Source organism: Acidobacteriota bacterium (assembly GCA_016700075.1).
Taxonomy (GTDB): Bacteria; Acidobacteriota; Blastocatellia; order Pyrinomonadales; family Pyrinomonadaceae; genus OLB17.
Window position 1 is genome coordinate 554,861 of sequence record CP065000.1, and the last position, 22,951, is coordinate 577,811.

Below are 22,951 nucleotides of genomic sequence, written 5' to 3' on the forward strand. Positions count from 1 at the left end.
TATATATAATGTATCCTGTCTAGGCGATACCGAGCGGCACCTTTATCCGCCCGCCCGATGCGATCGCGACGCCATCTACCAGAATGATGGGACCAGGCAGTTCAGGCGGCGGTATCGGCGGTGGCACCGGCGGCGGTATCGGCGGAGGCGGTGGCGGCTCTGCTGCGTCCGTTTCAAACGCCGCCATCGCGGCGGCATTGTATGCCTGAGCGGTGATCCGCACGCGGTTGCCGCCGACACGCTCGAGCTTCATCGGACGGTAATATTCAAATGGTTCGCCGGTGTCTGATTCGCGGCCATTGGCGAGCTCGAGGTCGAATTTGAGCGGCGTCGCATAGCGCGTCAGCCGCAACGCGTGCTGAGGCGTGGTAAAAAAGACCGCTCGGCTATTATTTCGCGTACCACCGCTGTCCAGCTCGCCAAACCACATAATGCCGAATCCGAATTTGATCGCCTGATTCTCGCTATTGATCCCGAAAGCGGGCATTTGCAGCGGATTTGCGACCTGCGATGCTGCACCTCTGGCCTGACCTGCGATCAGTTGATGCCGCGTGTCCTCGATCGTGAACGGCCTGGCCACGTCGTCCTTTGCACCGTCCTCGAACGTGACCTTGATCTTGTTGCTGAGCTTTTCAGGCGGGATCGACGAAAATGACACTGACGGCTCTCCCGAATCCCAAACGATGTTCCGGCCGGCACCGTGATCGGTAAATACGACGGCGTCCTCCAGCTCGTCTTCGGTCCATTCCCTGAGCGGCTCGACCGAGTATTTATCGCCATCCTGAAATGGCGGCGGTATGCGTGCCGCACGACAGATGTTGGCTATCAGCTCGTCGAAAGGCTGCCCCTCGACGATGGCATTGAATGATGCCCGCCGGTGCGTCAGGCTCAGCGTTTCACCATCCTCAAATTCGTGATTCAACGTCACGTAGTGTTGCGACCACAACGACGCATCGATGAATTTCTGGATCCGGAACAAACCAACGTCCTGCTTCGCCCCGAAGTGCTGATTCGTATAGAATTCGAGCAGCCACCAGACGATGTTGTCCGTCCACGCTCGAACATAGGTCGTCGCATTACTCCAAATACCGACCTCGTTGAAACCGATGACGTCGCACTCGCCGCGTACATTCGAGTGCGTGAACTGTGCGGGATTGCCGAGGCCGTTCAACGCCCAAAAATGAGCGGTCTTTGAAAAATTATTTGTCAGGCCGAGGAAATTGAGCCTCGACTGGCCGCGTTGGCCGAGTGCGACCGCCCATTGGTTCGGATTCGGTGTCTGCCCGTTTACGCGGACATTCGTTATCTGTGCGACCGGCCCGATGCAGACCTCCCACAGGGTTCGCAGAAAACCCTGATCAGGATGGTTCGGATTCGGCTCTTTGGTCAGGGCGAGCAGTATGACGGATGAAACGTGCTTTCGGCCGGCGATCACGCGGAGCGATTGCTGCAGCCGGCTCAGGTTCGAGATCGCACGGGCCATAAAGCCACGCGGATCTGACATATAGGGCAACGGTTGAATGTCCCAACCGCCGAAATACCTGCCGTTCGTCGTACCGCACCGTGAGTTACACTGGCCGACAGTCATTCTCGGACAAAACTCGTCGTCGCCTGCTCCTATCGTACCGCCGTCGAGATGATCGTTCACAGGGCAAAGGCCGGAACTGTGAGCATACGGATCCGTCAGCAGGCGGCCAAATGTGGCCGGACAATAGGCACCGTGATCAGGGCTCGGTACGATCAGAGTTCGCGGATGCCAGCCGTGCGACGCGGCGGCCCGCACAACTCGCACCGTATTGACCTCAGGCGAATGCAGCGTTCCCCACCAAACCGTCCGGCACAGATCGACCTGCGGATAATAATTATAGATCGTCAGCTTCGCAGCTCCTTTGTACGTTTTGAACCGTTCGCTGATAAAACCGTCGATATCGTCAAAGGTGAATTGCAGCTCATTCGTGCGAATATCGCTCTGCAGTTCGAACTCCTGAAACGGGTCGTTCGGATCTCCGATCACCCGCGGCAGAACGTGATCGCCGTTGGTATAGAGTTTTACGTCCGCGAATGGCGAAAATCGGCTGTATGCAGCGTGAGCGTAATGATCGATCGGACCCGCCTCGCCGCTTTCGGTGCTCCATTCGACGCGATAGAACTCACACATGTACAGGCTGCCGGAAACCAGCAGCTCAAGTACACGGTCGATCTTTTCGCTCTCGGTCATTCGTAATTACAGGTCCCAGTCGGTGATCAGATGCTGAGTCAGTTCGAGCAGGTCGTTCATTGGGTTTGCACCGTTGAAAATCCATATTTCACCGAGATCCACCAAGGCTTTTCGGTCAATAATGTCCTGCTGGACCCCGAACTGTAAATTTTGGATAGGAAGGCCCGTATCGAAATGTATGTGCACCACTCCGAAACGATTCATTGGTGCAGCCTGGTCATTCTGCGGCCGCGTGACGCCATTGATGCGGTATTCAAAGCCGTTCCCAAGCGATAAATTAACGAATTTGGCGGTTCCGGGATCACCGACAAGATGAGCATGGTCGACCGATGCCGACAGTATGCCCTGATATCCTGTAAATAGGTCCTCACGAACCTTCATCACGATCAGAATGTCATTCACGGTGATCGTTGTCGATGGCCTATTTACATAGTCCGGTGGTGGTGGTATGTCCAACAAGGCATCCTCATTGAGCCTCAGCACCGTCTTGCCGTTCTGAACGTTCGGTACCTGTGCAGGCTCGCCCTGAATTGCGAGGTCGTTGCTGCCGATGGCAGACGGCCAAGTGTACGAGATCGGCAACGCCTGGCTCGCGATGTAGCGGCCGTAGATGCCGTTGAGTTTTTCCGGATCATAAACGGTCACACCGTCAACGTAGCACTGCCGCAGCTCGACGCCGGTCGAGAACAGCAGCGTTTTCAGCCGCTGAAACGTGAGATTCGACTGAGCGAACCGTGCAAAGTAGTTTTGACCATTTCTAGGCGAGCGGATCACGAACGGCGAAGCTCCGTTGCGTTCGTCGCAGTACAACGCCCATAAATAATCGGCCGGCGTCAATACCGCACCGCGATAGTGCACCGACGCCTGTGCCGAAGCACCCGCCAGAAATGGCCAACTGAGCCGCCACGTCTTTTCGCCGGTATTCCGGCCGACCAGCACGCGGGCATAGGCACCCGCACCGAGCGAGTTCTGGTATTCTTCGAACCTGATGTCCTCGATCGGATCGCGACCGTTACAGATGCCGAGAACGTGATAGCCGTTTATGAATTCCTCTGCCATTTCAGTTGTTCACCGTGATCGTTTTGGTCCCGTAAACATGCCAGTTCTCGCCGTACAATTTGCGAAAATAGATGTCCGTGCAACCCTCGCTGACGATGATCTGAGCGGCGGTACCCAGAGCATAGGTCTGAGCGACGGTGTTCGTTGGACAGGTCTCGACGAAAACGTACGGCGGCTCGACCGGCGACGGCGTCGGGAACGGCCGCTGGCCATTCTGGCCGAAAACCGCGACCACGAACGCTGTGCCCAGGATCACCACGATCGTCATCGCTAAAATGAATGCTGCAATGTCTTGGCGTTTAGTCATATTGTAAAACCCTCGCTGTGCTTTCGCGTGCCGAAAAGCTGTCGTTGTAACGGCCTGACGCAGCTGAGACGATCTCGTTCGCGGCTGCACGAGCTCCGCGTTTGACCACAACGCCCTCATCGACCACGCCGAGCTGTGCGACCTGATCCTTGAGTTCGTAGATCGATTCGGCCAGCGAAGCGATCAGCGACGGATCGATGCCGGAATTGACCGTGACGTTCGGCACGCTCGGCAATATCGTTCCCGACACGTTCGGCACGAATACCTCAGGCCGCCGTTCGCCGACGATGTAGGCACGTCCGGCCATTACCGAACCGCCGAGTTCGCGATAGCCGCCGAAACGTCCTTTGAACTGATTTCCCGACCAAAATTCGTCGGTGACCCGATCACGATCGAGCCGCGACGACGACTGGCCGCTCGACGCTGCATAATTCCGCAGCAGCTCCTGAACCTCATGCAGTCCGACGACCGCCATGGCGTTTTTGCCCACTTGGCCTTTGCCATAGTATGCCTCGCCGATATCACGCATTGCGGTGAGCACCGAGCGGTCATTCACCGTGATCGAATATGCAGCGGCGGCCGCTTCTTTCAGTTTCTTGATCGCATTATCGCGGCCGCTGAACAGGCCAAAGAGTGCTCCGATGCCCGCACCGATCGCGGCTCCCCACGGCCCGAACATCGCTCCGTATTGAGCACCCATTCCGCCGTACTGCAGCATCTTTCCGGCACGTCCGGGCACGAAACCGCCAACCATCGCCGCGATCGAACCGATGCCGCCCATGATGCCGGCCGCTTTCGAATCTTTGCCGGTCAGAATGTTCTTTCGCGGCCCGAACATACTTTTGAAATTGCCGAGAATGCCGCCTAAACCGCCCTGCTGTTCGTTGCCGTTCACGACATAGTAACCATCCTCGTCGATCGAGCCGGTCGGCAAACCTGCTGACGGACGATTCCCGCCGCCCGTCGGATTAAAGAACGGCGTCCCGCCGGGACCGGAACCGCCGCTGAATATCGCTCCGAGCCCGCCGCCAGACGTCGGATTGAAACCGCTCGCGATCGGCGAACCGCCGAGCTGGACGAGGATGCGGTTCAAGATGCTGTTAGTCGTGCTGATCGAGCTGACGATCGGCTTTGCGACCGGATTGTTGGTCTGGTTTGGATCGAAACCGAGCAGCTTTGTCGCGAGCATGTCGGAAAGTCCGTCGATCATCTGCTCTTTCAAACGGTCCTGAAAACTTCGCAGCAGTCCCTTGATATCGCCGTCGAACGCATATTTCAGCGTTGTCTTGAAAAAGTCCTTCATCTCCGCGTGCTGTTTGTTCAACGCCGTGACCGCGTCGATCTGCTGAGCGATGTTGAGCAGATTTTGCTGTTGAGCAGGATCAAGATCAGTATAATTTCGCTGGATCTGACGCAGAGTTTTCTCGTACTCGGTCAACGGCACATTGCCGCGGGTGACCGCTTCGAGCTGATCTTCGAGGCTGGTTTTAAGATCTTTGTATTGATCTTCCAGCTTTTTCAGAGCCTCGCGTTTCCTCTTTTCCGATTCGAATATCCGCTCGTTGTTGGTCAGCGTTTGCTGAGCTATCGCTTCTTCAAGCAACGCCAGTTCGTGACGCACTTCGGCCTCGCGTTCTTTGTCGCCGAGCACTTTGGCCAGATACTCCGACAGCTGTCGCTTTCGGAATTCGAGTCCATCCATCTCGAATTTATTTATCAGATCGATCAGCTGACGCTCGCCGATCGAGGTCTGCCGAAATGCCTCTTCACGCCGCCCGATCTCGGTTTTCTGGCCGGCTTCGACCAGTTCGATACGCCGACGCATCGCTGTTTCTTCGTTCTTGAGGTAGTCGGCCTGGAGACGTTTGCGGGCTTCGGCTACGGCCTTTGACGATGCGGTCTCGTGAGCTTCGGTTCGGTCAGTCAACCGCTTGACCCGCTCGTCAAACTCCTGCTTGGCAAGGAACCGCTGCTGTTGGCCCTGAATTTCGCTCATCACCTGCCGCTGCACGAGCGATTCCCATTCGGGAACGAGTTTGTTGATCTCCTCGCCGTACCATCCCCGCAACGCTGCCCACTGCTGCTGATACTGATCGACATTCAAGTGTTCGCGAAACCCCTCGGTGATCTGTTGAAACGCCTTGTCGTATGCCGATGCGAGCTGAGTGCCCGCCTTTTCATAGAGTGCGATCTGTGCCGCGAGTTCTGCCTTTGCGGCAGCCTCACGCTCTTTTCGCAGTCGTTCGGCCTCAGCCCGTGCGGCTTCGAGAGCTGCCATGTCGGGCATTTGTTGAGCTGGTGAGTACGGCGTTGCCGCATTCGGCGGCAAGTTGGCTCCGATCGATGTAAAGTTGCCAACGTTGTGCCGCACGACCTCAGATACACCGGCCGTCGCGACGCCCGTCAACACGCGGATCAGCAACGGATTTTCGTTGATGAACCGCAGTATGTCGCCGAGAGCGGAAATAACGCCTTTGACAAAACTACCTGTGGAATCGGCCCACGACTTGATCGTCGCTCGATTGCCGTTGAACCATGTATTGAAATCGCGCAGCACATCCCGGACGATCGGCATCAATACGCGGCCAAACTCGTATGAGATCGCGGTGACGGCCTTTTTCGCGTCCTCGTATGCTCGGTTGAATTCGCGAGCGGCTGCGACGTTCGGACCGGACATTACTATGCCCAGCTCCTCGGCCTTGCGGATGACGGCGTCAACATCGCCGCCCATATCCTTCAGAAATGGAAGCAGCTTGTAACCCTCAGATCCGAATGCCGCAAATGCCAGTCGAGATTGTTCGATCGGCGTCGGAGCCTTTGCGATCGTTGCGAGTGCCTGTTTGAAGGCACCGTCAACGTCATACATCGCCTTCTGCCCGTCGATGCCGAGCAGTTTCAGCTGTGCACGGGCCTCGGACGAACCGGCAGCGGCCTTTCCGATGTTTTCGCGGAAATTATTGGCCGCCGACGCGATCACGTCGAACGACCGCCCCTGAGCCTCAGCCTCGGCGGTCAATGCTGAAATGGTCTGGACGGCGAGCCCGGTGCTCTCCGCCAGATTGCCCATCTCGATCGCCTGTGCTGCAAATGCCTTTACCGCATCCCAGCCGGCCTGAGCCAGCTTTATCATCGCGACAACAGCTCCGATGGCGGCGACCGCTATGATCGCGATCGCGGCAGCCGCAGCAGCTCCGGCAGCAGGCATCGCACGAAACGCACCCGTCGCACCGGCAGATGCCTCTTGCACGCCCTCGATCGCAGCCTCGGCCTTCTTGGCTGATGCCGGCATTTCGTTTGCCATAAATGCCGCGAGCCGCCGTTTCTGCTCCTCGCTTTCTACAGGCTTTCGCCCGCCGATGCTGTTCCTGCGGTCGGTTGACGTAGCGGTTCGCTCGGCCGCATTTTCGAGCCGTTTTAGCGACTCCTCGGCCTTTGCGACATCTGCGTCGTCAACCCTGATCTTTAGCTGAACTGCATTAGACATTTTTGGTGTTTATGCGTCGGACTTTCCGCTGAATCCGGCGATCATCGCCTGTATGCGAGCTTGCTGTTGGCGGTGGATAAAATCTTCGGCCTCTCGCCATTCGCGATAGAGCATCATGTCGGCGAATGAATAACAGCTCCAATCGGTCGCGAATCCGGCACGCTCCCACGCGGCGATCGCTTCGATGGAATCGACGATCGCGGATGCGTCCGGCTGGTTCTCACGATCATCACCCTCGTCCGGCGACGGCGGCGGGATGCAGTTCTTGTCGCAGCCCTCGCACGCGAGCAGCTTTTCCTCATAGCCGCCGGCCGCATTCATCCAGCGAGTGCACCCGTCGTCGCCCTCGCATCGGTGCCCGAATCCCTCTCGCGATTCGCCGGCTCTGTCAAAAACCCGCTGCCACACCGCGTCGGCTGCGGCGGCTACTTTTTTTCGTCAATGGCGACCGATTCCTCAAAGATATGCTGGATCACGGCCGTCTTGAATCTGAGCGGGATCGAGCCTGCAAAGCCGCTTGTCGAGATCACCATCTCGTCGTAAAGACCGCCGAGCTTGTCCTCTTGCGGTATGAATTCGACCTTGGCCGGCCGGTTGAGCCCACGCGTGATCTCTTTGCGAAACCGCTTTGACTGGATCTGCATGTACTTCTTTCGCCATTCGATCGACTGGGCTTTTAGCACATGAGTTTGCTGCAGAACGCCGCCGTTGAAATAGGCTTCGGTCAGATAGGTTTCGCTCGGCGTTGCGGTCAGACGTCGCACGCCGTCGCCTTTCTTTTCCGGGCGGAACACGGCAACGGCAAAGAGGTTATTGATCGTGTCGATCTTTTCATTAACGGGTACGAGCACCCGCCAGTCGTCGCCGTCGAATTCGACATTATCCATCGACACGGCGATCTCGTCGTACAGCCGACACGTCGCCTCCATGCTTTCCTCGTCGAGGTTGTTGCTGTCGCCCTTGAGCTTGAATTCCTTGAGCCATTGCAAATACCGTTCGTCGCTGCACGGGCGAAATGTGACGGCGGTTTCCACCTCTGCGTCACCGCTGAATACCGTGTATTCGAGGCGGTTCATGGCCTCGGAATCGTAAGTTTCTGCTCTTTCTTTTTTCATTTGGGCTGGTTCTCCTTTGCTCGAATGTCGGCGGCGTATTGTGACGCCGCCGAGCGGGTGCACTATGCGGTGTAGCTGGCTACCGTGTTGATCAGTTTCACGTCAACGATCTTGTTTTGGCTGACGTTGAAGAGCTGACGCGGCGTGACGCGGACGACCGTCATGCCGTCCTCAAAGCCGGTCTCGACCGCAGCGTATTTCGACAAATAGCTCGTGATCTCGAGGCTGTATTTGTACGAACCGCTGATCGTGCCGCCGATCCATTTCTTAACAATGCGGAACGGCGTGCGGTTGATCAGAGCTGTGTGGTGTGGGTTGTTCGCACGCATCTTGATAGTGAATTCCATCGAGAAATTCTGCCGGTCAAGCAGATGATGCGAACGGATCGCACCAAGTGCCGGATCGTTATTCTTGAACCGCGGGCATCCGAAATCGTTATCGATCAGCTGATTGTCGATGCCGAACGAGCACGATTTCAGCTCGCACTTCTCATCGACCGGGCTTGAGCCGTCAGTGTTGGATGTGATCAGCTCAGCCTGCTTGGCAAAGAAATAGTGCTGCGTGCCCTGGATCTCGTTGACGTGCGATGCCCACGTCACACCGGACGGATCGGTCTCCTCACCGGCACCGGCCCAGTCGATCGATCCGTCGAGCTTTGCGGTTCCGCTCGATGACAGCCGCAGATTGCGGGCGACCATCGACGGCAGTTTCTTGTTGATACCGCTCGCTCCGGGCAGCAGCTGGGCAAGCAGTGAATACGCCGGCAGTTGTGCCGTCGCGATCACGTCGAGCGGTGCGAAAACGTGCTGATAAACGGTCGGATGACCGCCGGCGTCAGGCTGGGTCGTTGTGACGCCGCCCATCGCGGCAAGCAGATACCGCCCGATGTTCTCCGCCGAGACGTCGAATGACCACGGCCAACCGTTCGACAGCTCCTCCATCCAGCTTTCTGTCGGCTGACCAAAGCCGGTCGCATAGTCGGCATTATCACGCTCGCTCGCCGTGTGGTTCGGCAGCGTTCGTTGCTTCAGCTCCTCGCGGACGAATGAGCTTGCGGCGGCCGATGTGCCGGTCAGATAGTTCGTTTGCGGTATGCGGCTGATCGCCACGTTCAGTGCCTTGTCTGAAAAGTTTCCCATGATTATTCACTCTCTCCTTCTGTGACGTTATCAGCTGCAGCCGTCGGTTCGTCGGTCACAACGGTCTTCGGTTCCGGCGTTTTTGCAGCCGGTGTTTTCTTTTGCGGTGCCGGCGTTCGCGGTGAGATCCGCTTAGTCGCCGAACGGAACAGGTTCATCGCGAGCAGGACCATGCGGAAACGAGGATCCTCGACGGCCTTTGCCGCGCCCGGCCTGAAACTGACGCGAAATTCACCGACCGCTACCTCGATCGGAGCCTTGCCGGTGTACTGTACAAATTTGCTTTCCATAAACTTCTCCTTAGCTCGGGTTGACCACAAGCGGTATCAGTGCCACCGCATAGGCATTGCCGTCAATCGTGTCGTATGATCGCGGGCTCGGCTCAACGCGGACGTCGCAGACGCGGCCGCCGAGCGAACAGTCCGCAAAGATCAGATCGATCACTGCGGATTGAATGTCAAAAACCCTTTTCAGAGCATCCTGCCGCTCTTTCAGATTCGCCGTCTTGACCCGCGAATAGCAGACCAGCTGAACCTCAGCATCCCACTCTTTCAGATCCGTGCCGTTCGTCGGCGAGAACGTCGAAATGCAGTCTGAGATACGCACCCCGTCGGGCTTCGCCTTGTCCATCGATCGGTAAACCGTGTCGTGAATATCCAGCGACGCCAGCGGTTCGATGTCATCGTCGATCGCTGCCTCGACCGCGTCGGACAGGAAATCGAATAACGCTACTTCAACGGGTGAAACGCTCATCCAAGTAATGCCCTCATTTGTGCCTCAGCGATCTTGACCGCTTCGCTTTGCAGCGTATCGGCCGCACGCTGATCGAACGGATTCGGCCTCTGCCGTTTTCGGCTCTTTCGGACAATGTAAACTTGCCCGCCGACCATCAGATAGCCGCCCTTTTCAGGCTTTGACGAGATCGGTATCAGCATCGGTTTTAGCATCGACGGTCCCGCTTTGTTGCCTCGTGCGACCGTTTCGGCGTAATTGAACGCCGGCTGCGGTTTCAGGCTGACGGTCCGTTTCTTTTTCCCGTCGCTGCCGTAAACCTCGGCAACGCGGCGGCCCGTCATCCCTGACCTTGCCGAAACCGTCAGCACCGCTTCCATCGCATCGTAATCAACCTCTGCCGGTGCGACGCCTTGTTTGAGGTTTCCGGTTTCGACCGGAACTTCGCGGCGAAGCAGCTGGTAGCCGCGTTCGGCCAGTCGTCCCAGCACGCGGCGTTTGTATCGGTCGATCTCGGCACCGAGTTTTGCCAGATCATCGTCGAGGACTTCGATCGAAACGTTAGGCATAGACGCCCTCCATTCCGCCGTCGATCGTTTCGACGGTGTACGACATCGCGATCGAGCGGGCGAATTCCAGATACTGTTCAGCGACGGCCATCGTGTCGGCCGGCGTCAGATACTTTCGCATCTCTTTGCCCTCAGCCGACGCAGCCGTTGCGACGATGCCTTTGACCGAGAGCGGCGTATTCAGCCCGAGTATCGCGAAGTGCATAGCCAGATGAGCCTCTGCATTTGCCAGGATCTCTGCACGTACTTCGTCGCTCGGCGTGTCATCGGCCGCATCATCGTAAGCCTCGTCGCCCACCCACTCACGCAGACGACGAGAGGCAGACGCGATCGCCGGATCAAGACGCGTGTCTGTGATCTCGCTGTCAATGTCAAATCGCTCTCGTAACTCGTCTGCGTCGATGATCATTTGCTATTTACGTTTCGCGGCAGAGCCTTTTGACGACGTGGAATTGTCCTTCTTGATCGGGCGGCCGTCGACGACCAACAAATTGCCTGACATCAGTGCCTGATGCGTTCGCTCGCCGATAGGCTCTTCAAGTTTCTTCCGCGCATCACGCGACAGGTCGAACCCTGTGATCGGATCGGTGAATCCGGCTTCTTTATCTCTCAGTTCGACAGTGTCGCCGACGCTGTATTCTGCGTTGTTCATAGTCTCTCCAAAGTGGAGAGGTGCCGCCGTGGACACCTCTCCGGTCCCGTCAGTTGACCGGGTCAACTGATGCCGACTAGACGAGCGGCGTCATCCACGCTGGGAATCCGTTGCCGCTGAATGCGATCGATCCATCGACGATCACAGAGGCCTTACGCTGGAGTTTTGTAAAGCCAGTGTAGGTCGACAGTACGGTTCCGGTGATCTGCTTCATAACCAGACGCGCGGTCTCGACCATCAGCGGCTGAGCTGTCAGCTGAACGATCGAGGCGGACGGATCCTGAATGATCACTTTGCTCGTCGCGACACCGCCGGAAACATACAGCTCCTCAGGCATCGTCAGCGGAGTTTTGAGAGCCGTACCGAGCAGCGGAGTGCCCTGCTGCTTATTCTTTACCTCCGGCAGATTCAGGTAGTTCAATGCGGTCGTCTCGTTGCCGATGATCTGCGTTCCGACATGGCCGATCAGGCCGAATCGAACCGCGACACGAGCAAGGTCATACCAGGTGATGCCGTTCGACGTGTTTTCGACGCCGATCACCGCAGCGGGGTCAGCCGTGCTCGATGCCGAATCGTTGGCGATCGCGTCAATCGCCATGAGGTTCAGTGTGTGCCCGAAGATGCGGCCGAAATCCTCCATGAACAGAGCCAACAGGCTCAGGCTGGAGAACCTCACCGCCTCATCCGCGATCTTGATCGCCCGGGCCTTCTTTTTGACCGTCACCGTCTTGGTATCGTAGCTGATCGACCCCTCTTCGATCGTCGCGGCCTCGCTCGAATCCGCAAGTGCGGCATCAGACAGGTTCAATCGCGGAACGATCGCCTGCGGCTGCGGGACAGGTATCTCGCGAGCGATGATGTCCGGATAGAATGTCCCCTGCACGGCGCCTCGGCTTACCGGATCGAGGAACACCTCGGGCGAAACGAAACGCTGGCCGCCGGCATGTTCGCCGGTGATCGGGCCGAAAGACGCCATCGCACGAGCGTTCATCTCGGCGAGCTTTTCACGCTGAGCAACGCCCATACCGCGACGCACCGCTTCGCGTATCAGCTCCGCGGCGAGATAACCGCCATCTTCCATATCGAGCAGCTGCCCGACCTGCGTGCGATGCTCGTCGATGCCGAGCTCCGCGTAAAGATGCTGCGGCGTCAGGGCATTACCGTTGGCATCCTTGTAATTGCTCGCCATGTGTTGGCGAAGCGACACTTCGCGGCCGGCAGTGTCAGCCGAGCCCTTGCGGACCGCCTGCATTGCCGTAACCATTTCTCTGACTTTTCCTTTAAGTCCGTAACCCATTATTTTCTTACGCTCCTTTTCTGAATTTCTGCTTTTCGACTTACGACCTAAAAGGTCAGAACTTCGCCGACGGCTCCGTTCGCACCTTTCCAGACGACGCCGAAGATGCGTTCAGCACCGTCGGTGCCACTGACCCACGCGGCGACGACATTTTCGCCGGTGGTGCCGTCTGCGGCTGCCATCTTGACCAATGCACCGGCTGCGATATTGCCGCTGAATTTGATCTCGATCAGCTCCTTACAACGTGTCTCGACCGTGCCGATGCCGCCCGACGATTTTGCCGGCACCGCTAAACGCCCCAGCGGCGTCGCGTTCGCTCCGGCTTTGTTCACCGTTTTATCGGCGGTGATCGTGACGATCGTGTCCTTGTCCAGAACGGCTGCCACCGTTGCCGGAATTGCCAAACCTTCTACCTGTGATCTCAGTTTCATTTCGATTCATTTCTCCTTACCGGCTGATCGGCCGGTCAAAAACCATTGACGATATCGGTTTTGCCGATCAGAGCAATCCCGCCTCAGGCAGAGCTTTGCCGTTTGGATTTGCGACGCCGCCTGCGTTGTCGATCTCATCGCTGTTCTCTAGCGACGATCGTCCACCTTTGGGGAATTTGTCGGCGACGCGTTTCTGATAGTACGCACCGAGCTTTTGCAGACGCTCGACATCGGCCTCGTTGATCGAATCAACCACGACCGGATCCAGTTCATCGTCTTCACCGCTTGCCTCGGCCAATTTGGCGAGACGCAGCACGTCTGCACGTTTCTCGGCGACCAAAGCGTCACCGGCCAATGCCCTGGCTTCGAGTTCCGCTAGATTTGCAGGAACCTTGGCCGCCTGTGCCGACAATGCATCAACGGCCGCGACCACCTGATCGTCAGGCACCTCGTCGCCGTCAAACTCAATGCCGAGCTGTGCTTTAAGTTCACTCGTTAGTTTCATAGTTTTCTCCTCGTTTGAATTTGGCGGCGTTTCCGCTGCCTCTTCGGCTTCGTCAGCCGAAAAACTTTCGGTGCCGCTCGATCGCCGGAGCTTTGCCAGCCGGTCAGCACCTTGGAAGACAAGCGATGCCTCCCAATATTCGTTGATCTTGGTCACTATCAGCCGAACGATCTCGCCGTCGATCTCCTCGCCAAGATTTTTGAAAAACTTCCAACGGTCCTCGGCCGCCATATCAGGATGCGAGTATTCGAACTCGAACAGCACCGTCATCGACGTCGAGTGGATCGCCGGAGGGTCCATCATCAGACCGCGAGCTATTCGCGGATTCATCAGAGCATCGATCTTGTACCTCGCGTTGATACCGGGCACGCCGTCAGCGGCCGTGCCTTTCGCATCCCACTCAACATTGGACACCGCACCGAGCCAGCCGTTGATGTCGTAATAGTCGTGGTTTGGATACACGGTCGCACCGAGCAGCCGCGGCACGCTTGCTTCGAGCACGCCGTCCCGCGTCCAGTCGATCCAATGGCCGGGCACGATGGTTTTCGAGATCGCACGAAAATCGACCGCGATATAATCGCCATCTCTCGGCAAAACATCCTCGACCTTTGTGAATTCAAACGTGTCGTTTTTCTGGTTGACCGACCATTGCGATGCGATGCCGGCCGCCTTTAATCTTGCGGCCAGATCCTCATCCGGACGCACGTTCGCCGCAGTCAGCGGGTTCAGCATTCGCACGCGTGCAGACGTCGCGTCGAGCGACGCGAGTTCGATTCCATTTTGCAGCCGTATCGGTTTCATCTGTGTTTAGACCTCGATCTTTTCGAACGCCAGCCCGCGAATGTGCTCTGCAAAGAACTTGCCTGCGGACCCTTTTTTGCCGTCCCACGTCGCCATAAATTTCTTGGCCACGCCCGGCATCACCGTGTAGCGGTACGCTTCAGTCGCATCCGCCTTGAATTTAATGTAGAGCTGACGCGTATCAGCGTCGTATCGGCCTGCGGCCAGATTGCTCGAACTTATAGGCTGAAAATCACTCATCATCGTCTGTTCCTTCGATCACGCCCTCGAGGCGTGTTCTGCAATTTGGGTGAAATGGAGGAAAACCGCGTCCGGTTTTTGTGATCTCGTCATCCAACGTTTTGCCGTCCTCCTCCAGATACTTCTTCAACGTATCGACCGGATTCTTCGCGATGCCCTTGCTTAGCTCAGTGCCGTACATCTGTAACGCGAACTCGGCCGGTTCGAGCCGGTTCAGCCGCTCGATGGCTGATTGAGCGACGCCCACCTTGACGATCTTCCCGTCAAGGAATTCACATAGCGGCGTCGTTCGGGCGTCAAGCGTTGCAACGATTCGGGCAAGCTCGATCTCTGCCTGTGCAAGGCTGCCGATGTGTGCCCAATTTCGGGTACGCTGGACGGCGGTTTGAATGACAGTGAGCGTTTGTCGGTCAGTAAGATTCCTGAATCGGTCGCCTGCGGCACGTCGAAACGCGTCCATTTCCTCAACTGTCCCTCGCCCAAAAAGAGCCGCTCCGTCTTTGAAATATGCATCGACAAAATACTTTCGCATCGGCTCGCGGGTGTTATCGGCGAATTTTGAAAAGTAGAAATGGTCGAGCCTTCCGATAAAGTCGATCGAAACGCGGTCAGCGCCGCCGAGCCGCAGCCTGAGCGGCGATCTGCCGCCGCCGAAAACCGAAACGTCCTGCAATCGGTAGTATTCGTATATCTCGCGGCTTGCGTTGTTGACGCGAGCGACTGTTCGACGGCCTGCCCAACTGTCACCCCACGCACGCTCGAGCTCGTCGAGCAGTCGGGCGGCGAAATCGTCGGCGTCTTTGAAATCGTTTGCGTCGTGCTTTCGTAAAAACTCTCTGATGCTGTCAGCGATGCGGGCCATGCCAGCGTTAACATCGCTGCCAACAAGAGACCGATATGCAGAAATGAACTCCTGTAAAATCTCATCTATTTGCTCCTCCGTTAATCCAAGGCTCGCAGAGCCTTTTTTTTTTCGAACGGCACAACTTTGCTTACCTCGGCAGCACCGTCCGGCCTTACTCCGCTCCATATCTCGACCGCGTCGGGCTGGTAGCGATAGCGTTGAACCGAGCGGTCAAATTTGAATGACCGCCTGACCCGCGGCTGTTCGCGGACATCAGACATCCGCGATACGGCGTGGCCAAAAATCGTTTCGGGCTCGGCCCACACGTCGTAGCCGAGCTCCTGGGCTCCCTGGTCCGGAGTGATCATTCCCGCACGCACCTTTTCAAGGACCGTTTTGACCTTGACCTGTTCGGTCTCTGCATCGCCCTTAGGGTTTAGCGAGTACGGATTGTTGAACCGCAGCCTGATCGCGTCGACCTCAACGCCCGCCAGTGCCAGATCGAGCTGATACGTTCGCTCGATACGTCGCTTAACCAGTCGCTGAATGTTCGCGACCTGTGCGACGAGCAGGTTGTAAACCACATAGGCGAATGTCTCCGTCGTCGAGTCCGTGCGGCCGTGAAAGCCGGGCATCGCGTGCATTGCCGAGAACGCCTGCTCTTCGGATATTCGGTTCAGGTCATAGACTCCCGCCGCGTCGCCCGATACCGGCGTGTGTTCGATCTTTTGGTCGCGAGCCGCTACAAGCAGCCCTTTCTCAACGTTTCCGGTCAGCGACTCTTTGACAGCTTTGAGGTACTTGGCCGCTCGAATGCGATAGTCACCGTCGGATTCGGTTCCCCGCGTCCGAGGCGGCGGCACCACCGATGCGACCGTGAGTCCGAGCAAACCGAACTTTGCAGCGATCTCGGCAATGTTATCCATGATCGGCCGCTGCATTTTTAGGATCGGATCCACGACCGCCGTTGCGGGCGGTTTGGCATATGGGGAGTTCTCGATCGTGGAAAGAGCGAAATACCGATACGTCTCACGATGCAGCGGTATCATGCCAAGCTCACCTCGACGCCCGCCAAGGCTCATGCTTCGTTGATACGGAAAGTATTCATCGCTTTCTCGGTCGTATTTGAACCGGATCTGCTCGACCGGAACTATCACGACCTTTTTCACGCGACGACCCGCCAGATCGACAACGTCCTCGCTAGAGATCGCACCGGACCACGCGATCGACGTCAGGTACTGGTTGACCAGGCCATCCACGCCGCACGCGTTCGGGTATATTCTCGCGGCGGTCTCGTTGATGCGTTGCAAGGCCGCCTCAGCACGAGCATCATTCGCTGCCTCGACAATGATCTGGTGTCCGGGATTGCCAAGATTGACTATGTTGCCGACGTACTGCGAAAAATCCGGATTGTGGATCCAGAAGTTCTTGAGCACCGCAAGCATCTCGAAATCAATGACGGGCGACACCGAGCCGAACATCGCATTGTATCCGGAGATCTGCCCGGCGAATTCCTCAGACGACCGGCCGCCGCCCGGCAGATCGATCGCCGAAACGCCGCGGAACGCAGCCATCGCAATTCGCAATCTTTCCCAAAAAGTCATCACCGTAATAGATCGCCCGTATCGTTCACCAACCGCAATATCAACGGCTTAGCCGCACCAGATCCCAAAAACGCCTCAGAAACACTCAGCAACAGACTTTTGAGCCTGTTTTTGCCCGCCTACTACCTCAACGAACCCGTCTCCGGCATCACACCGACAAAACCGACCCGCTGACCGGCCATTTTCAACCACACGTAGTTCGCTAATGCGAGAGCGATGACGCGGTCATCGTGATAGCCGCTCAGTGCTCCCCATTTTGCGTTGTCAAACCACACCACCGTTCGAGCCTCTTCGCACCATTCACTACTTGACAGCCCGAGTTCGCCGGTCCTGATCGCCTGCTCAAGTGCGATCGCATAATCGCCTTTGTTGGCCGCTGTCGTCGGCAGACCGAACTCGGCTCTTTCAAACGCTTCATCGACGGTTAGGTCGCCGTCCTCGATCTTTCGCTGCAACGCCCGGTCGATGTATCGAAAGATCGCGTCCTCGGATATCAGCCGCTGCAGCTCGCGTATCGTCGCGATGCCGGTGTTGTTCCGCTCGACGACGACGGTCGCCCAGTTGAACGTCTCATGCAGCTCGGCGAGCCGATATGCCAGCAGATCCGGCGAACGCCGCAGCGTCTCGCTGTGAACCTGTCGGCCGCTCGTAATGTCAATGACCTCGATCGCCGACGGATCGCCCGTGTCGTGGCCGAGCGACGTATCGCAACCGATGATGTACTCGTGGCCTTCCTCACCATGCTCACGCGGCTCGCACGTCACTTTCAAATATCTCGCCTGTACCACAGGCCGACCGGTCTGCTCGAAACAGTCCGTATCGTTTTCGGGGTACTCGACCCGAAACTGATTCTCGCCGCCCGGCAACTCCTCGATCTTTGCCCGCCGCCAAGCCAGAAACTCGGCGATCGCGTTGTCGTTCCACTTAGCCGATCGCGGCAGCGTGCCTTGAGTTTTCAAATGAGCGAGTATGAGCTCGCATACAGCGATCTCCTGTTCTGTCAATTTCGCCTTGTCAAACCGGTTTCGCTTTGCGACGCGTTCGGCTTCGCTGATACCGGCCGCCGGAACTGCCCAGATGTCCTTCAGCTCTTGTCCGGGCAGCAGCAGCACCGTTTCACGCCGCCGAGCCGTTTCAAATCTCGCACCGCTGATGCGATATTCCGGTTTCCACCACCATTCGAAGAAGAAGCTCTTCCAGCCGGCTTCGCCTTTCTTGCCCTGCTGGTAGATCTGGTGCGTCCAGTCGATGCCGAACGCCGTCGATTCCACCGCGATGCGTCCGCCTGCGGCGGCCTCGATCAATGACGTAGCTGCCTTTCGTGCGTCACCCCGCCAAAATGGCGGCTCCGTCAGATGAAGCTCGGTGATCGTCTGGCCGCGTCCCTTGTTCTCGTGGCCAGGCTGTACCGACGCCGTCGTCACACTCGAATTGATCGTGCCTTTGATCGGATCCTTAAACTCGATCAGATCTTCCGAGTAGTACTTGGTCGCCGGCCGCAGACGGTCCGGCAAGTTTTCGTACATAAGGCGAAAATCCGCCCGAAACTGAGCTTCGGTGTCAGGATCGTGCGGCACCTCGCGAAAGCTGCGGCCGCTCAGCACTATGCAGTTTGCAAAGAACGCCGCCTTGAAATAGGTCGATAGCCCTTGCCGTCGCGATTTGATCACAACGTCCTTGCCCGACAGGTTGAAGTGCAAGTGCCGCTGGATCGGATTCAGACGCAGCCGTGTTAGCCGGTTCTCGTCAAACGCATCCCGAACGTAGATATAGTTTTCAATGAACAAAAGCCTGATCTCAGGATCGCTCCATCGATCTCGCCACCAACTCAGCGGCTTTGTCGAAACGTCGTCACTCTCGTCAGCGATCGATGAGGCTAAACGGCTCGTCGCCGCCCTCATTCGCTCCATTGCCTGCTCGGCTGTCGATCTCGTCCGGTTGCTTGCCATAATGAGCTGCGGCCATTTGTGTGAGCTGCTCGCCGTTCGCTATCAGCCTTTCAGCCGCCTTTGCGTCTATCTCGCCGAGCCATCCGCACAACTTCTCAAACCCCGCAACGAACGTCTCAAAGTTGTCCTCCGTCAGGTTCAGGTTCTTTCGAGCCTCGATCTCCAACTTGCAAAAATCGCGATACTGATAGATCTCGTCTTTACCTGCAGTTCCCGCATCGACTTTTTCCTGCAGCGACTTGCGTACGTTCTTGATCCCGACGTAAAGGTCCTGAACATCGTCGAGCACTTTTTCAACGAGCTGCTCCGTATGGATCTTTAGGCTCCTCTCATAACCGAAGCGAGTGATCCAGCCGAGCCGCTCATGTTCGCCGTATCCCTTGTCATAGAGGTTTTCCCGCCGCCAACCGGCCCAGCCCGCCTTGCGCATATCACGCTCGATCAGCTGGTGCGAACCGCCGCCGTATTTCAGATAAAGCTCGCGGCAGTACTCGTGTGCTTCGCTGGAATACTTTTTCGGCATAATTTCCTGCGGCGAGAAGGACGGCTCGTCGCCAAACGCGGCGCCATTCGCTTTTTCGATCCCGCCGCCGGACCGTCCGGCCAGCCCAATAACCGGACGATGTCAATCTTTTTTCGCTATCCCCTTAACGATCTCCTTGATCTCTTTCACGTCAGACTCGATTCGCCCCATTCGCTCACCCTGGCGACGCTCCACCTCCGACGCCAGTCGTTGGTCGAAATGTATTTCAGGCCGCGACCGGTGATAGTCAAACTCCTTCCAGGTGTCCTCGCAGCTCTGCTCGACTCGAGATATTTCTTTGCCGTGGTCGTTCACCTTAGACTCCAAACGGATGAACCACGCCACGAGCGTCACGACGATGCCGGCCACCGTCAGCAAAAATCCGGGATGAGCGATCGCTTCCATAGCCACTTTTCATACGCCGACACCACCGTGTCGTTAACGCCCTCGGCCGCTGCTATCTTCGGACCAGAACGCTTCCGGCGATAACACCTACAGCTCCGCCGACCACGACCCATTTCAACCTCTTCCAGAACGTGGCCTGATTCCTCTTCAGAGCCTCGTTGGCACCGCGTATCGCATCAACCTCACGCCTGGCCGCTGCGACGGCGGAGCTTAGTAACTCCTTTTCCTCCGCATCCAGAGTGCGAATACGTTTCAATCCGTCCGATATTTGACGCTCTAACTCGACCAGGCCGCCCTGGGACACGATCAACGCGTCTTGCGATCTGATCAGCCGCCGAGCGGCTCGCAGCTCCTCGATCGCCTCGGCACACGCGACACGCAACGCGTCATCCGCACGGATATCCGAGCTCGGCGAGCTCACGGCAGAGGTCGGCGACGGTTGGGGAGTCTGCCCGACGATCCCGGACGCTCCGCTCATACTCAGCACGAGCGCGAGCGACATCAGCAGCATCAATTTCAACTTCGGTATTTTGAACATCACGCTTTGCCTCAATTCTGACGAGCTCTTGCTCGCGGATCTTTATCGTCTCTGCGACCCTGGCAGCAGTCGCCAATGCCGCTTCTTTCTCACGTTTCGCGGCCGCCGCGGCCTTTTCAAACCCCCTAACCTCTCGCCATGTCGAGAACGTCGTCGCCCAACTCGCCACCAGCATTACGACTACCAGGACCGCTCCGCCGATCACTATCAACCTCTGCGGCCAAACCATCGACGCCCACGCGTTGACCGCGATCTCACTGACGCTTGTTTTCACTGCGGCCTCACATTCACGTTATGCAGATCCGGGCGAGCCGCGATCCACATCGACAGCCAAAGCGTGACCTGCTTGTAGAGCTTTTTGAGCATCATTCCGACCACGACCAACGCGAGGCCGTAAAACACGTAACGCTGGTTTGCCGAGATAAAACCGACGACCGCGTTGCCGATATCGCGGGCATCCACAAAACCCTCACGCACCGCATCCCTGATCGCCGTGACGATCGCCACCAGGAACGTCGGCACTGCGAACCCGAGCACCGTGACGGTCGTAGCTTTTTTTGTCGAATCCTCTTTCGGCGGCGCGTCAACGACCTTGTCTTCCGGCACGAACTCGTTAGAGACATGCCCACCAAGCACCAGATCGTCAGGCGAACACACCTCCTGCATTTGCGGAAGGTCGAGTATGATCTCGTCGTCGGTCAACCCGGCGAACACCGCACTGACATCAACCTCGTGGCCAGCATCGTCGGTCGAGACTGAGGCGATATCGTCCAGCGAGACACGCTCGCCGACAACTCGCGATACGCGAGTCTTTTCCAGCTGGCGATACAGCGAACGGACGGTGCGGGCATTCGGCACATAGTTCGCGTGATAGGTCTTGCCTGTCTCGCTGCCGGTGTTCCACTCACGCATTTCGCGATCCATCCGGTCCTCATTCGCACCGGCGGGGAATCCGTTAAGTTGGAGCAATTTGACGGTGTAAAATAGATGCTTCGCCGGATCCCGCAGGTCGGCGACCGTGCATCGCAGATTCCTGACGACGTGCCAACCCATGATCTGCGTAATACCCCACGATGTAGCAAGTGCCCTGATCGCCGCATCTGACGCACCGGCGAGGTCAGCCCTGGTGAGCTTGTTATAGCTTGACCTGCGTCCGTCGCGGACATTGATCAAATGCCGATAGACGTGCGGCTCGAACCTCGTCGCTGCCTCGACGATGCTGCCCTGTCGGTCGCGGCCCGATTCGTTCGCGATCAGACCGGCAACGAACGACGGCGGTATCACCGTGCCGTTCGTCGCCTCGACGATCCGCTTATCGAACCGGTCGAATATCTGTTTTGTCAGCCTCTGCAAACTCATTGTCAGTCCAAACGGGGAACGCGGTATCCAATATTCCAGCGTATTTTCAGCGTTCCCCTATCGTCGTTTGTGTGTCAGGGTATATTGGTAGCGGGAGCCGGACTCGAACCGGCGGTCTTCGGGTTATGAGCCCAACGAGGTACCAAACTCCTCCATCCCGCAGAATATCTATTTCAATCTCAGCGCCGTTCGCGTGACCGTTTCCGTTGGCCTTTCCGAGATCTTGTCGAGTTCGGTCTTGCCGAGCAGTTTTTCGGCCTTCGCGATCGCCACCGTCACGCAGTCGTAAACGGCATCGCCCTTGGTCTTGGCAAATTTCAAAAACTTTTTAACGTCCACGGTGCGATTTCGCGATTCGACCTCGCCCTTGAACAGCTCAGCGATCGCGTGCTTGGATTCGACCGTAATGGAAGATCTCTGCTTGCCGAGCCAGTCGATTATTTCGTCCTGCAGGACCTGAGCCCTCGCCTCTGCCTTGTCGATCTCGGCGGCATATCGCTGCCTGATCGGCTCCGCTTTACGATCGAACGCCCGACGCAGCGGCTCGATCTCCTGCTCTTGCTCAGCATTCAGCTCGTCGATCTTTTTTTTCGCGGCCGCCCATCGCTCGGCCTTGTACTTCACATCGGACTGGTTCATAAACTTTGTTCAAAAAACGGGGACCTGATCGCAGACCCCCGTGTCAGCATGAGGGTAGAGCCTTTTTGTCGGCTACGATCAGAGAATGCCATCGATGAGCGCACAAAAACAGGCTGATTTTTCAGCCTTTTCTAAAGTTCTTGACTTTTTTATTTTTTTAGTTTTAAGTGTTTCGTGTGAACGGACCTATCCAAATGCAGCTTTTGAACTTTGACCCGCTGATAAAAATGTCAGAGGTCGAGGTGATATTGGGCAAGGTTTTTGTCCCGGCCCCGAGCCGCCCGACCATCGTCGCCTGGCTCGAGGGAGGCACGCTCGACGGCCGCCAGGTCGGGCCCGGCAATAATTGGTTCGTTTACCAATCCAGCCTACAGGCGTTTATAGCCCAAGTCGCATCTCCGCGTCAATACAAAATGGCCGCGTGAATCGAAAAAAGGCGTCCGACCCGGACGCCTCTCACATTTTCTCTAACATTTCCCTCAAAAATTCCGTCGCCTGTTAGACCTCGGATTCATAATATAATTTCATTGTTAAGGGACAT

26 protein-coding genes and 1 tRNA gene are annotated in these 22,951 nt (G+C 57.1%); 1 reads left to right on the top strand and 26 read right to left on the bottom strand.

The window, feature by feature from the left end:
- Nucleotides 1-19 precede the first annotated feature (19 nt).
- The 26 genes from IPM50_02580 to IPM50_02705 form a co-directional block, all read right to left on the bottom strand.
- On the bottom strand, nt 20-2,218 hold the full coding sequence (locus IPM50_02580) for a hypothetical protein (protein ID QQS33487.1): 2,199 nt from the start codon (nt 2,216-2,218) through the stop codon (nt 20-22).
- A 6-nt stretch (nt 2,219-2,224) separates the two neighbouring features.
- A complete protein-coding gene (locus tag IPM50_02585) occupies nt 2,225-3,277 on the bottom strand; it encodes a hypothetical protein (protein ID QQS33488.1) in 1,053 nt (350 codons plus the stop codon).
- A gap of 1 nt (nt 3,278) precedes the next feature.
- The gene (locus tag IPM50_02590; GenBank protein QQS33489.1) at nt 3,279-3,584 is read right to left on the bottom strand and encodes a hypothetical protein; all 306 of its coding nucleotides are present in this window, start codon (nt 3,582-3,584) and stop codon (nt 3,279-3,281) included.
- On the bottom strand, nt 3,577-7,068 hold the full coding sequence (locus IPM50_02595; GenBank protein ID QQS33490.1) for a hypothetical protein: 3,492 nt from the start codon (nt 7,066-7,068) through the stop codon (nt 3,577-3,579). The genes IPM50_02590 and IPM50_02595 overlap by 8 nt, the downstream gene beginning before the upstream one ends.
- 9 nt (nt 7,069-7,077) lie before the next feature.
- Nucleotides 7,078-7,476: a hypothetical protein gene (locus IPM50_02600; protein QQS33491.1), complete on the bottom strand. Its 399-nt coding sequence runs from the start codon at nt 7,474-7,476 to the stop codon at nt 7,078-7,080.
- 17 nt (nt 7,477-7,493) lie between these two features.
- Nucleotides 7,494-8,183, bottom strand: a complete 690-nt coding sequence (locus IPM50_02605) for a hypothetical protein (GenBank protein QQS33492.1) — start codon at nt 8,181-8,183, stop codon at nt 7,494-7,496.
- Nucleotides 8,184-8,245: 62 nt separating this feature from the next.
- Nucleotides 8,246-9,322, bottom strand: a complete 1,077-nt coding sequence (locus tag IPM50_02610) for a hypothetical protein (protein QQS33493.1) — start codon at nt 9,320-9,322, stop codon at nt 8,246-8,248.
- 2 nt (nt 9,323-9,324) lie between these two features.
- Nucleotides 9,325-9,612, bottom strand: a complete 288-nt coding sequence (locus IPM50_02615) for a hypothetical protein (GenBank protein ID QQS33494.1) — start codon at nt 9,610-9,612, stop codon at nt 9,325-9,327.
- A gap of 10 nt (nt 9,613-9,622) precedes the next feature.
- The gene (locus tag IPM50_02620) at nt 9,623-10,075 is read right to left on the bottom strand and encodes a hypothetical protein (GenBank protein QQS33495.1); all 453 of its coding nucleotides are present in this window, start codon (nt 10,073-10,075) and stop codon (nt 9,623-9,625) included.
- Nucleotides 10,072-10,623, bottom strand: coding sequence for a hypothetical protein (locus IPM50_02625; GenBank protein ID QQS33496.1), 552 nt, complete (start codon nt 10,621-10,623; stop codon nt 10,072-10,074). Before IPM50_02625 ends, IPM50_02620 begins: the two co-directional genes overlap by 4 nt.
- Complete coding sequence (locus tag IPM50_02630; protein QQS33497.1) at nt 10,616-11,032, bottom strand: hypothetical protein; 417 nt, start codon at nt 11,030-11,032, stop codon at nt 10,616-10,618. The genes IPM50_02625 and IPM50_02630 overlap by 8 nt, the downstream gene beginning before the upstream one ends.
- A gap of 3 nt (nt 11,033-11,035) precedes the next feature.
- The gene (locus IPM50_02635) at nt 11,036-11,275 is read right to left on the bottom strand and encodes a hypothetical protein (protein ID QQS33498.1); all 240 of its coding nucleotides are present in this window, start codon (nt 11,273-11,275) and stop codon (nt 11,036-11,038) included.
- A gap of 76 nt (nt 11,276-11,351) precedes the next feature.
- A complete protein-coding gene (locus IPM50_02640; GenBank protein ID QQS33499.1) occupies nt 11,352-12,572 on the bottom strand; it encodes a hypothetical protein in 1,221 nt (406 codons plus the stop codon).
- 47 nt (nt 12,573-12,619) lie between these two features.
- Nucleotides 12,620-13,003: a hypothetical protein gene (locus IPM50_02645; GenBank protein ID QQS33500.1), complete on the bottom strand. Its 384-nt coding sequence runs from the start codon at nt 13,001-13,003 to the stop codon at nt 12,620-12,622.
- A gap of 67 nt (nt 13,004-13,070) precedes the next feature.
- Complete coding sequence (locus IPM50_02650; protein ID QQS33501.1) at nt 13,071-14,309, bottom strand: hypothetical protein; 1,239 nt, start codon at nt 14,307-14,309, stop codon at nt 13,071-13,073.
- Nucleotides 14,310-14,315: 6 nt separating this feature from the next.
- Nucleotides 14,316-14,552 (bottom strand): KTSC domain-containing protein, encoded by a 237-nt coding sequence (locus IPM50_02655; protein ID QQS33502.1) that lies wholly within the window; start codon nt 14,550-14,552, stop codon nt 14,316-14,318.
- Nucleotides 14,542-15,411 carry a hypothetical protein gene (locus IPM50_02660; protein ID QQS33503.1) on the bottom strand — a complete coding sequence of 290 codons (870 nt, stop codon included), beginning with the start codon at nt 15,409-15,411 and terminating at the stop codon, nt 14,542-14,544. Before IPM50_02660 ends, IPM50_02655 begins: the two co-directional genes overlap by 11 nt.
- A gap of 80 nt (nt 15,412-15,491) precedes the next feature.
- Entirely contained in the window at nt 15,492-16,967 is a 1,476-nt protein-coding gene (locus IPM50_02665) for a hypothetical protein (GenBank protein ID QQS33504.1), read from the bottom strand.
- Between the two features lie 152 nt (nt 16,968-17,119).
- Complete coding sequence (locus tag IPM50_02670; GenBank protein QQS33505.1) at nt 17,120-18,946, bottom strand: hypothetical protein; 1,827 nt, start codon at nt 18,944-18,946, stop codon at nt 17,120-17,122.
- Nucleotides 18,858-19,469, bottom strand: a complete 612-nt coding sequence (locus IPM50_02675) for a hypothetical protein (protein ID QQS33506.1) — start codon at nt 19,467-19,469, stop codon at nt 18,858-18,860. Before IPM50_02675 ends, IPM50_02670 begins: the two co-directional genes overlap by 89 nt.
- 102 nt (nt 19,470-19,571) lie before the next feature.
- Entirely contained in the window at nt 19,572-19,874 is a 303-nt protein-coding gene (locus IPM50_02680) for a hypothetical protein (GenBank protein ID QQS33507.1), read from the bottom strand.
- Nucleotides 19,875-19,926: 52 nt separating this feature from the next.
- Nucleotides 19,927-20,295 (bottom strand): hypothetical protein, encoded by a 369-nt coding sequence (locus IPM50_02685; GenBank protein ID QQS33508.1) that lies wholly within the window; start codon nt 20,293-20,295, stop codon nt 19,927-19,929.
- Nucleotides 20,261-20,686 carry a hypothetical protein gene (locus IPM50_02690; protein QQS33509.1) on the bottom strand — a complete coding sequence of 142 codons (426 nt, stop codon included), beginning with the start codon at nt 20,684-20,686 and terminating at the stop codon, nt 20,261-20,263. The genes IPM50_02685 and IPM50_02690 overlap by 35 nt, the downstream gene beginning before the upstream one ends.
- Nucleotides 20,683-21,771, bottom strand: coding sequence for a hypothetical protein (locus IPM50_02695; GenBank protein QQS33510.1), 1,089 nt, complete (start codon nt 21,769-21,771; stop codon nt 20,683-20,685). Before IPM50_02695 ends, IPM50_02690 begins: the two co-directional genes overlap by 4 nt.
- Before the next feature lie 85 nt (nt 21,772-21,856).
- Nucleotides 21,857-21,933 (bottom strand) — tRNA-Met (locus IPM50_02700).
- Nucleotides 21,934-21,939: 6 nt separating this feature from the next.
- Nucleotides 21,940-22,410, bottom strand: a complete 471-nt coding sequence (locus IPM50_02705; protein QQS33511.1) for a hypothetical protein — start codon at nt 22,408-22,410, stop codon at nt 21,940-21,942.
- A gap of 176 nt (nt 22,411-22,586) precedes the next feature.
- On the opposite strand from IPM50_02705, the gene IPM50_02710 reads away from it, so the two are divergent.
- A complete protein-coding gene (locus IPM50_02710; GenBank protein QQS33512.1) occupies nt 22,587-22,835 on the top strand; it encodes a hypothetical protein in 249 nt (82 codons plus the stop codon).
- Nucleotides 22,836-22,951 lie beyond the last annotated feature (116 nt).

Bases quoted from the DNA above. Each gene is read 5' to 3' on its own strand.
- IPM50_02675 (QQS33506.1), bottom strand. From the start codon at position 19,469: ATGCCGAAAAAGTATTCCAGCGAAGCACACGAGTACTGCCGCGAGCTT.
- IPM50_02660 (QQS33503.1), bottom strand. From the start codon at position 15,411: ATGGCCCGCATCGCTGACAGCATCAGAGAGTTTTTACGAAAGCACGAC.
- IPM50_02620 (QQS33495.1), bottom strand. From the start codon at position 10,075: ATGAGCGTTTCACCCGTTGAAGTAGCGTTATTCGATTTCCTGTCCGAC.
- IPM50_02665 (QQS33504.1), bottom strand. From the start codon at position 16,967: ATGGCTGCGTTCCGCGGCGTTTCGGCGATCGATCTGCCGGGCGGCGGC.
- IPM50_02615 (QQS33494.1), bottom strand. From the start codon at position 9,612: ATGGAAAGCAAATTTGTACAGTACACCGGCAAGGCTCCGATCGAGGTA.
- IPM50_02670 (QQS33505.1), bottom strand. From the start codon at position 18,946: ATGGCAAGCAACCGGACGAGATCGACAGCCGAGCAGGCAATGGAGCGA.
- IPM50_02610 (QQS33493.1), bottom strand. From the start codon at position 9,322: ATGGGAAACTTTTCAGACAAGGCACTGAACGTGGCGATCAGCCGCATA.
- IPM50_02590 (QQS33489.1), bottom strand. From the start codon at position 3,584: ATGACTAAACGCCAAGACATTGCAGCATTCATTTTAGCGATGACGATC.
- IPM50_02625 (QQS33496.1), bottom strand. From the start codon at position 10,623: ATGCCTAACGTTTCGATCGAAGTCCTCGACGATGATCTGGCAAAACTC.
- IPM50_02585 (QQS33488.1), bottom strand. From the start codon at position 3,277: ATGGCAGAGGAATTCATAAACGGCTATCACGTTCTCGGCATCTGTAAC.
- IPM50_02705 (QQS33511.1), bottom strand. From the start codon at position 22,410: ATGAACCAGTCCGATGTGAAGTACAAGGCCGAGCGATGGGCGGCCGCG.
- IPM50_02680 (QQS33507.1), bottom strand. From the start codon at position 19,874: ATGGAAGCGATCGCTCATCCCGGATTTTTGCTGACGGTGGCCGGCATC.
- IPM50_02630 (QQS33497.1), bottom strand. From the start codon at position 11,032: ATGATCATCGACGCAGACGAGTTACGAGAGCGATTTGACATTGACAGC.
- IPM50_02695 (QQS33510.1), bottom strand. From the start codon at position 21,771: ATGAGTTTGCAGAGGCTGACAAAACAGATATTCGACCGGTTCGATAAG.
- IPM50_02580 (QQS33487.1), bottom strand. From the start codon at position 2,218: ATGACCGAGAGCGAAAAGATCGACCGTGTACTTGAGCTGCTGGTTTCC.
- IPM50_02635 (QQS33498.1), bottom strand. From the start codon at position 11,275: ATGAACAACGCAGAATACAGCGTCGGCGACACTGTCGAACTGAGAGAT.
- IPM50_02595 (QQS33490.1), bottom strand. From the start codon at position 7,068: ATGTCTAATGCAGTTCAGCTAAAGATCAGGGTTGACGACGCAGATGTC.
- IPM50_02605 (QQS33492.1), bottom strand. From the start codon at position 8,183: ATGAAAAAAGAAAGAGCAGAAACTTACGATTCCGAGGCCATGAACCGC.
- IPM50_02645 (QQS33500.1), bottom strand. From the start codon at position 13,003: ATGAAACTGAGATCACAGGTAGAAGGTTTGGCAATTCCGGCAACGGTG.
- IPM50_02650 (QQS33501.1), bottom strand. From the start codon at position 14,309: ATGAAACCGATACGGCTGCAAAATGGAATCGAACTCGCGTCGCTCGAC.
- IPM50_02640 (QQS33499.1), bottom strand. From the start codon at position 12,572: ATGGGTTACGGACTTAAAGGAAAAGTCAGAGAAATGGTTACGGCAATG.
- IPM50_02655 (QQS33502.1), bottom strand. From the start codon at position 14,552: ATGATGAGTGATTTTCAGCCTATAAGTTCGAGCAATCTGGCCGCAGGC.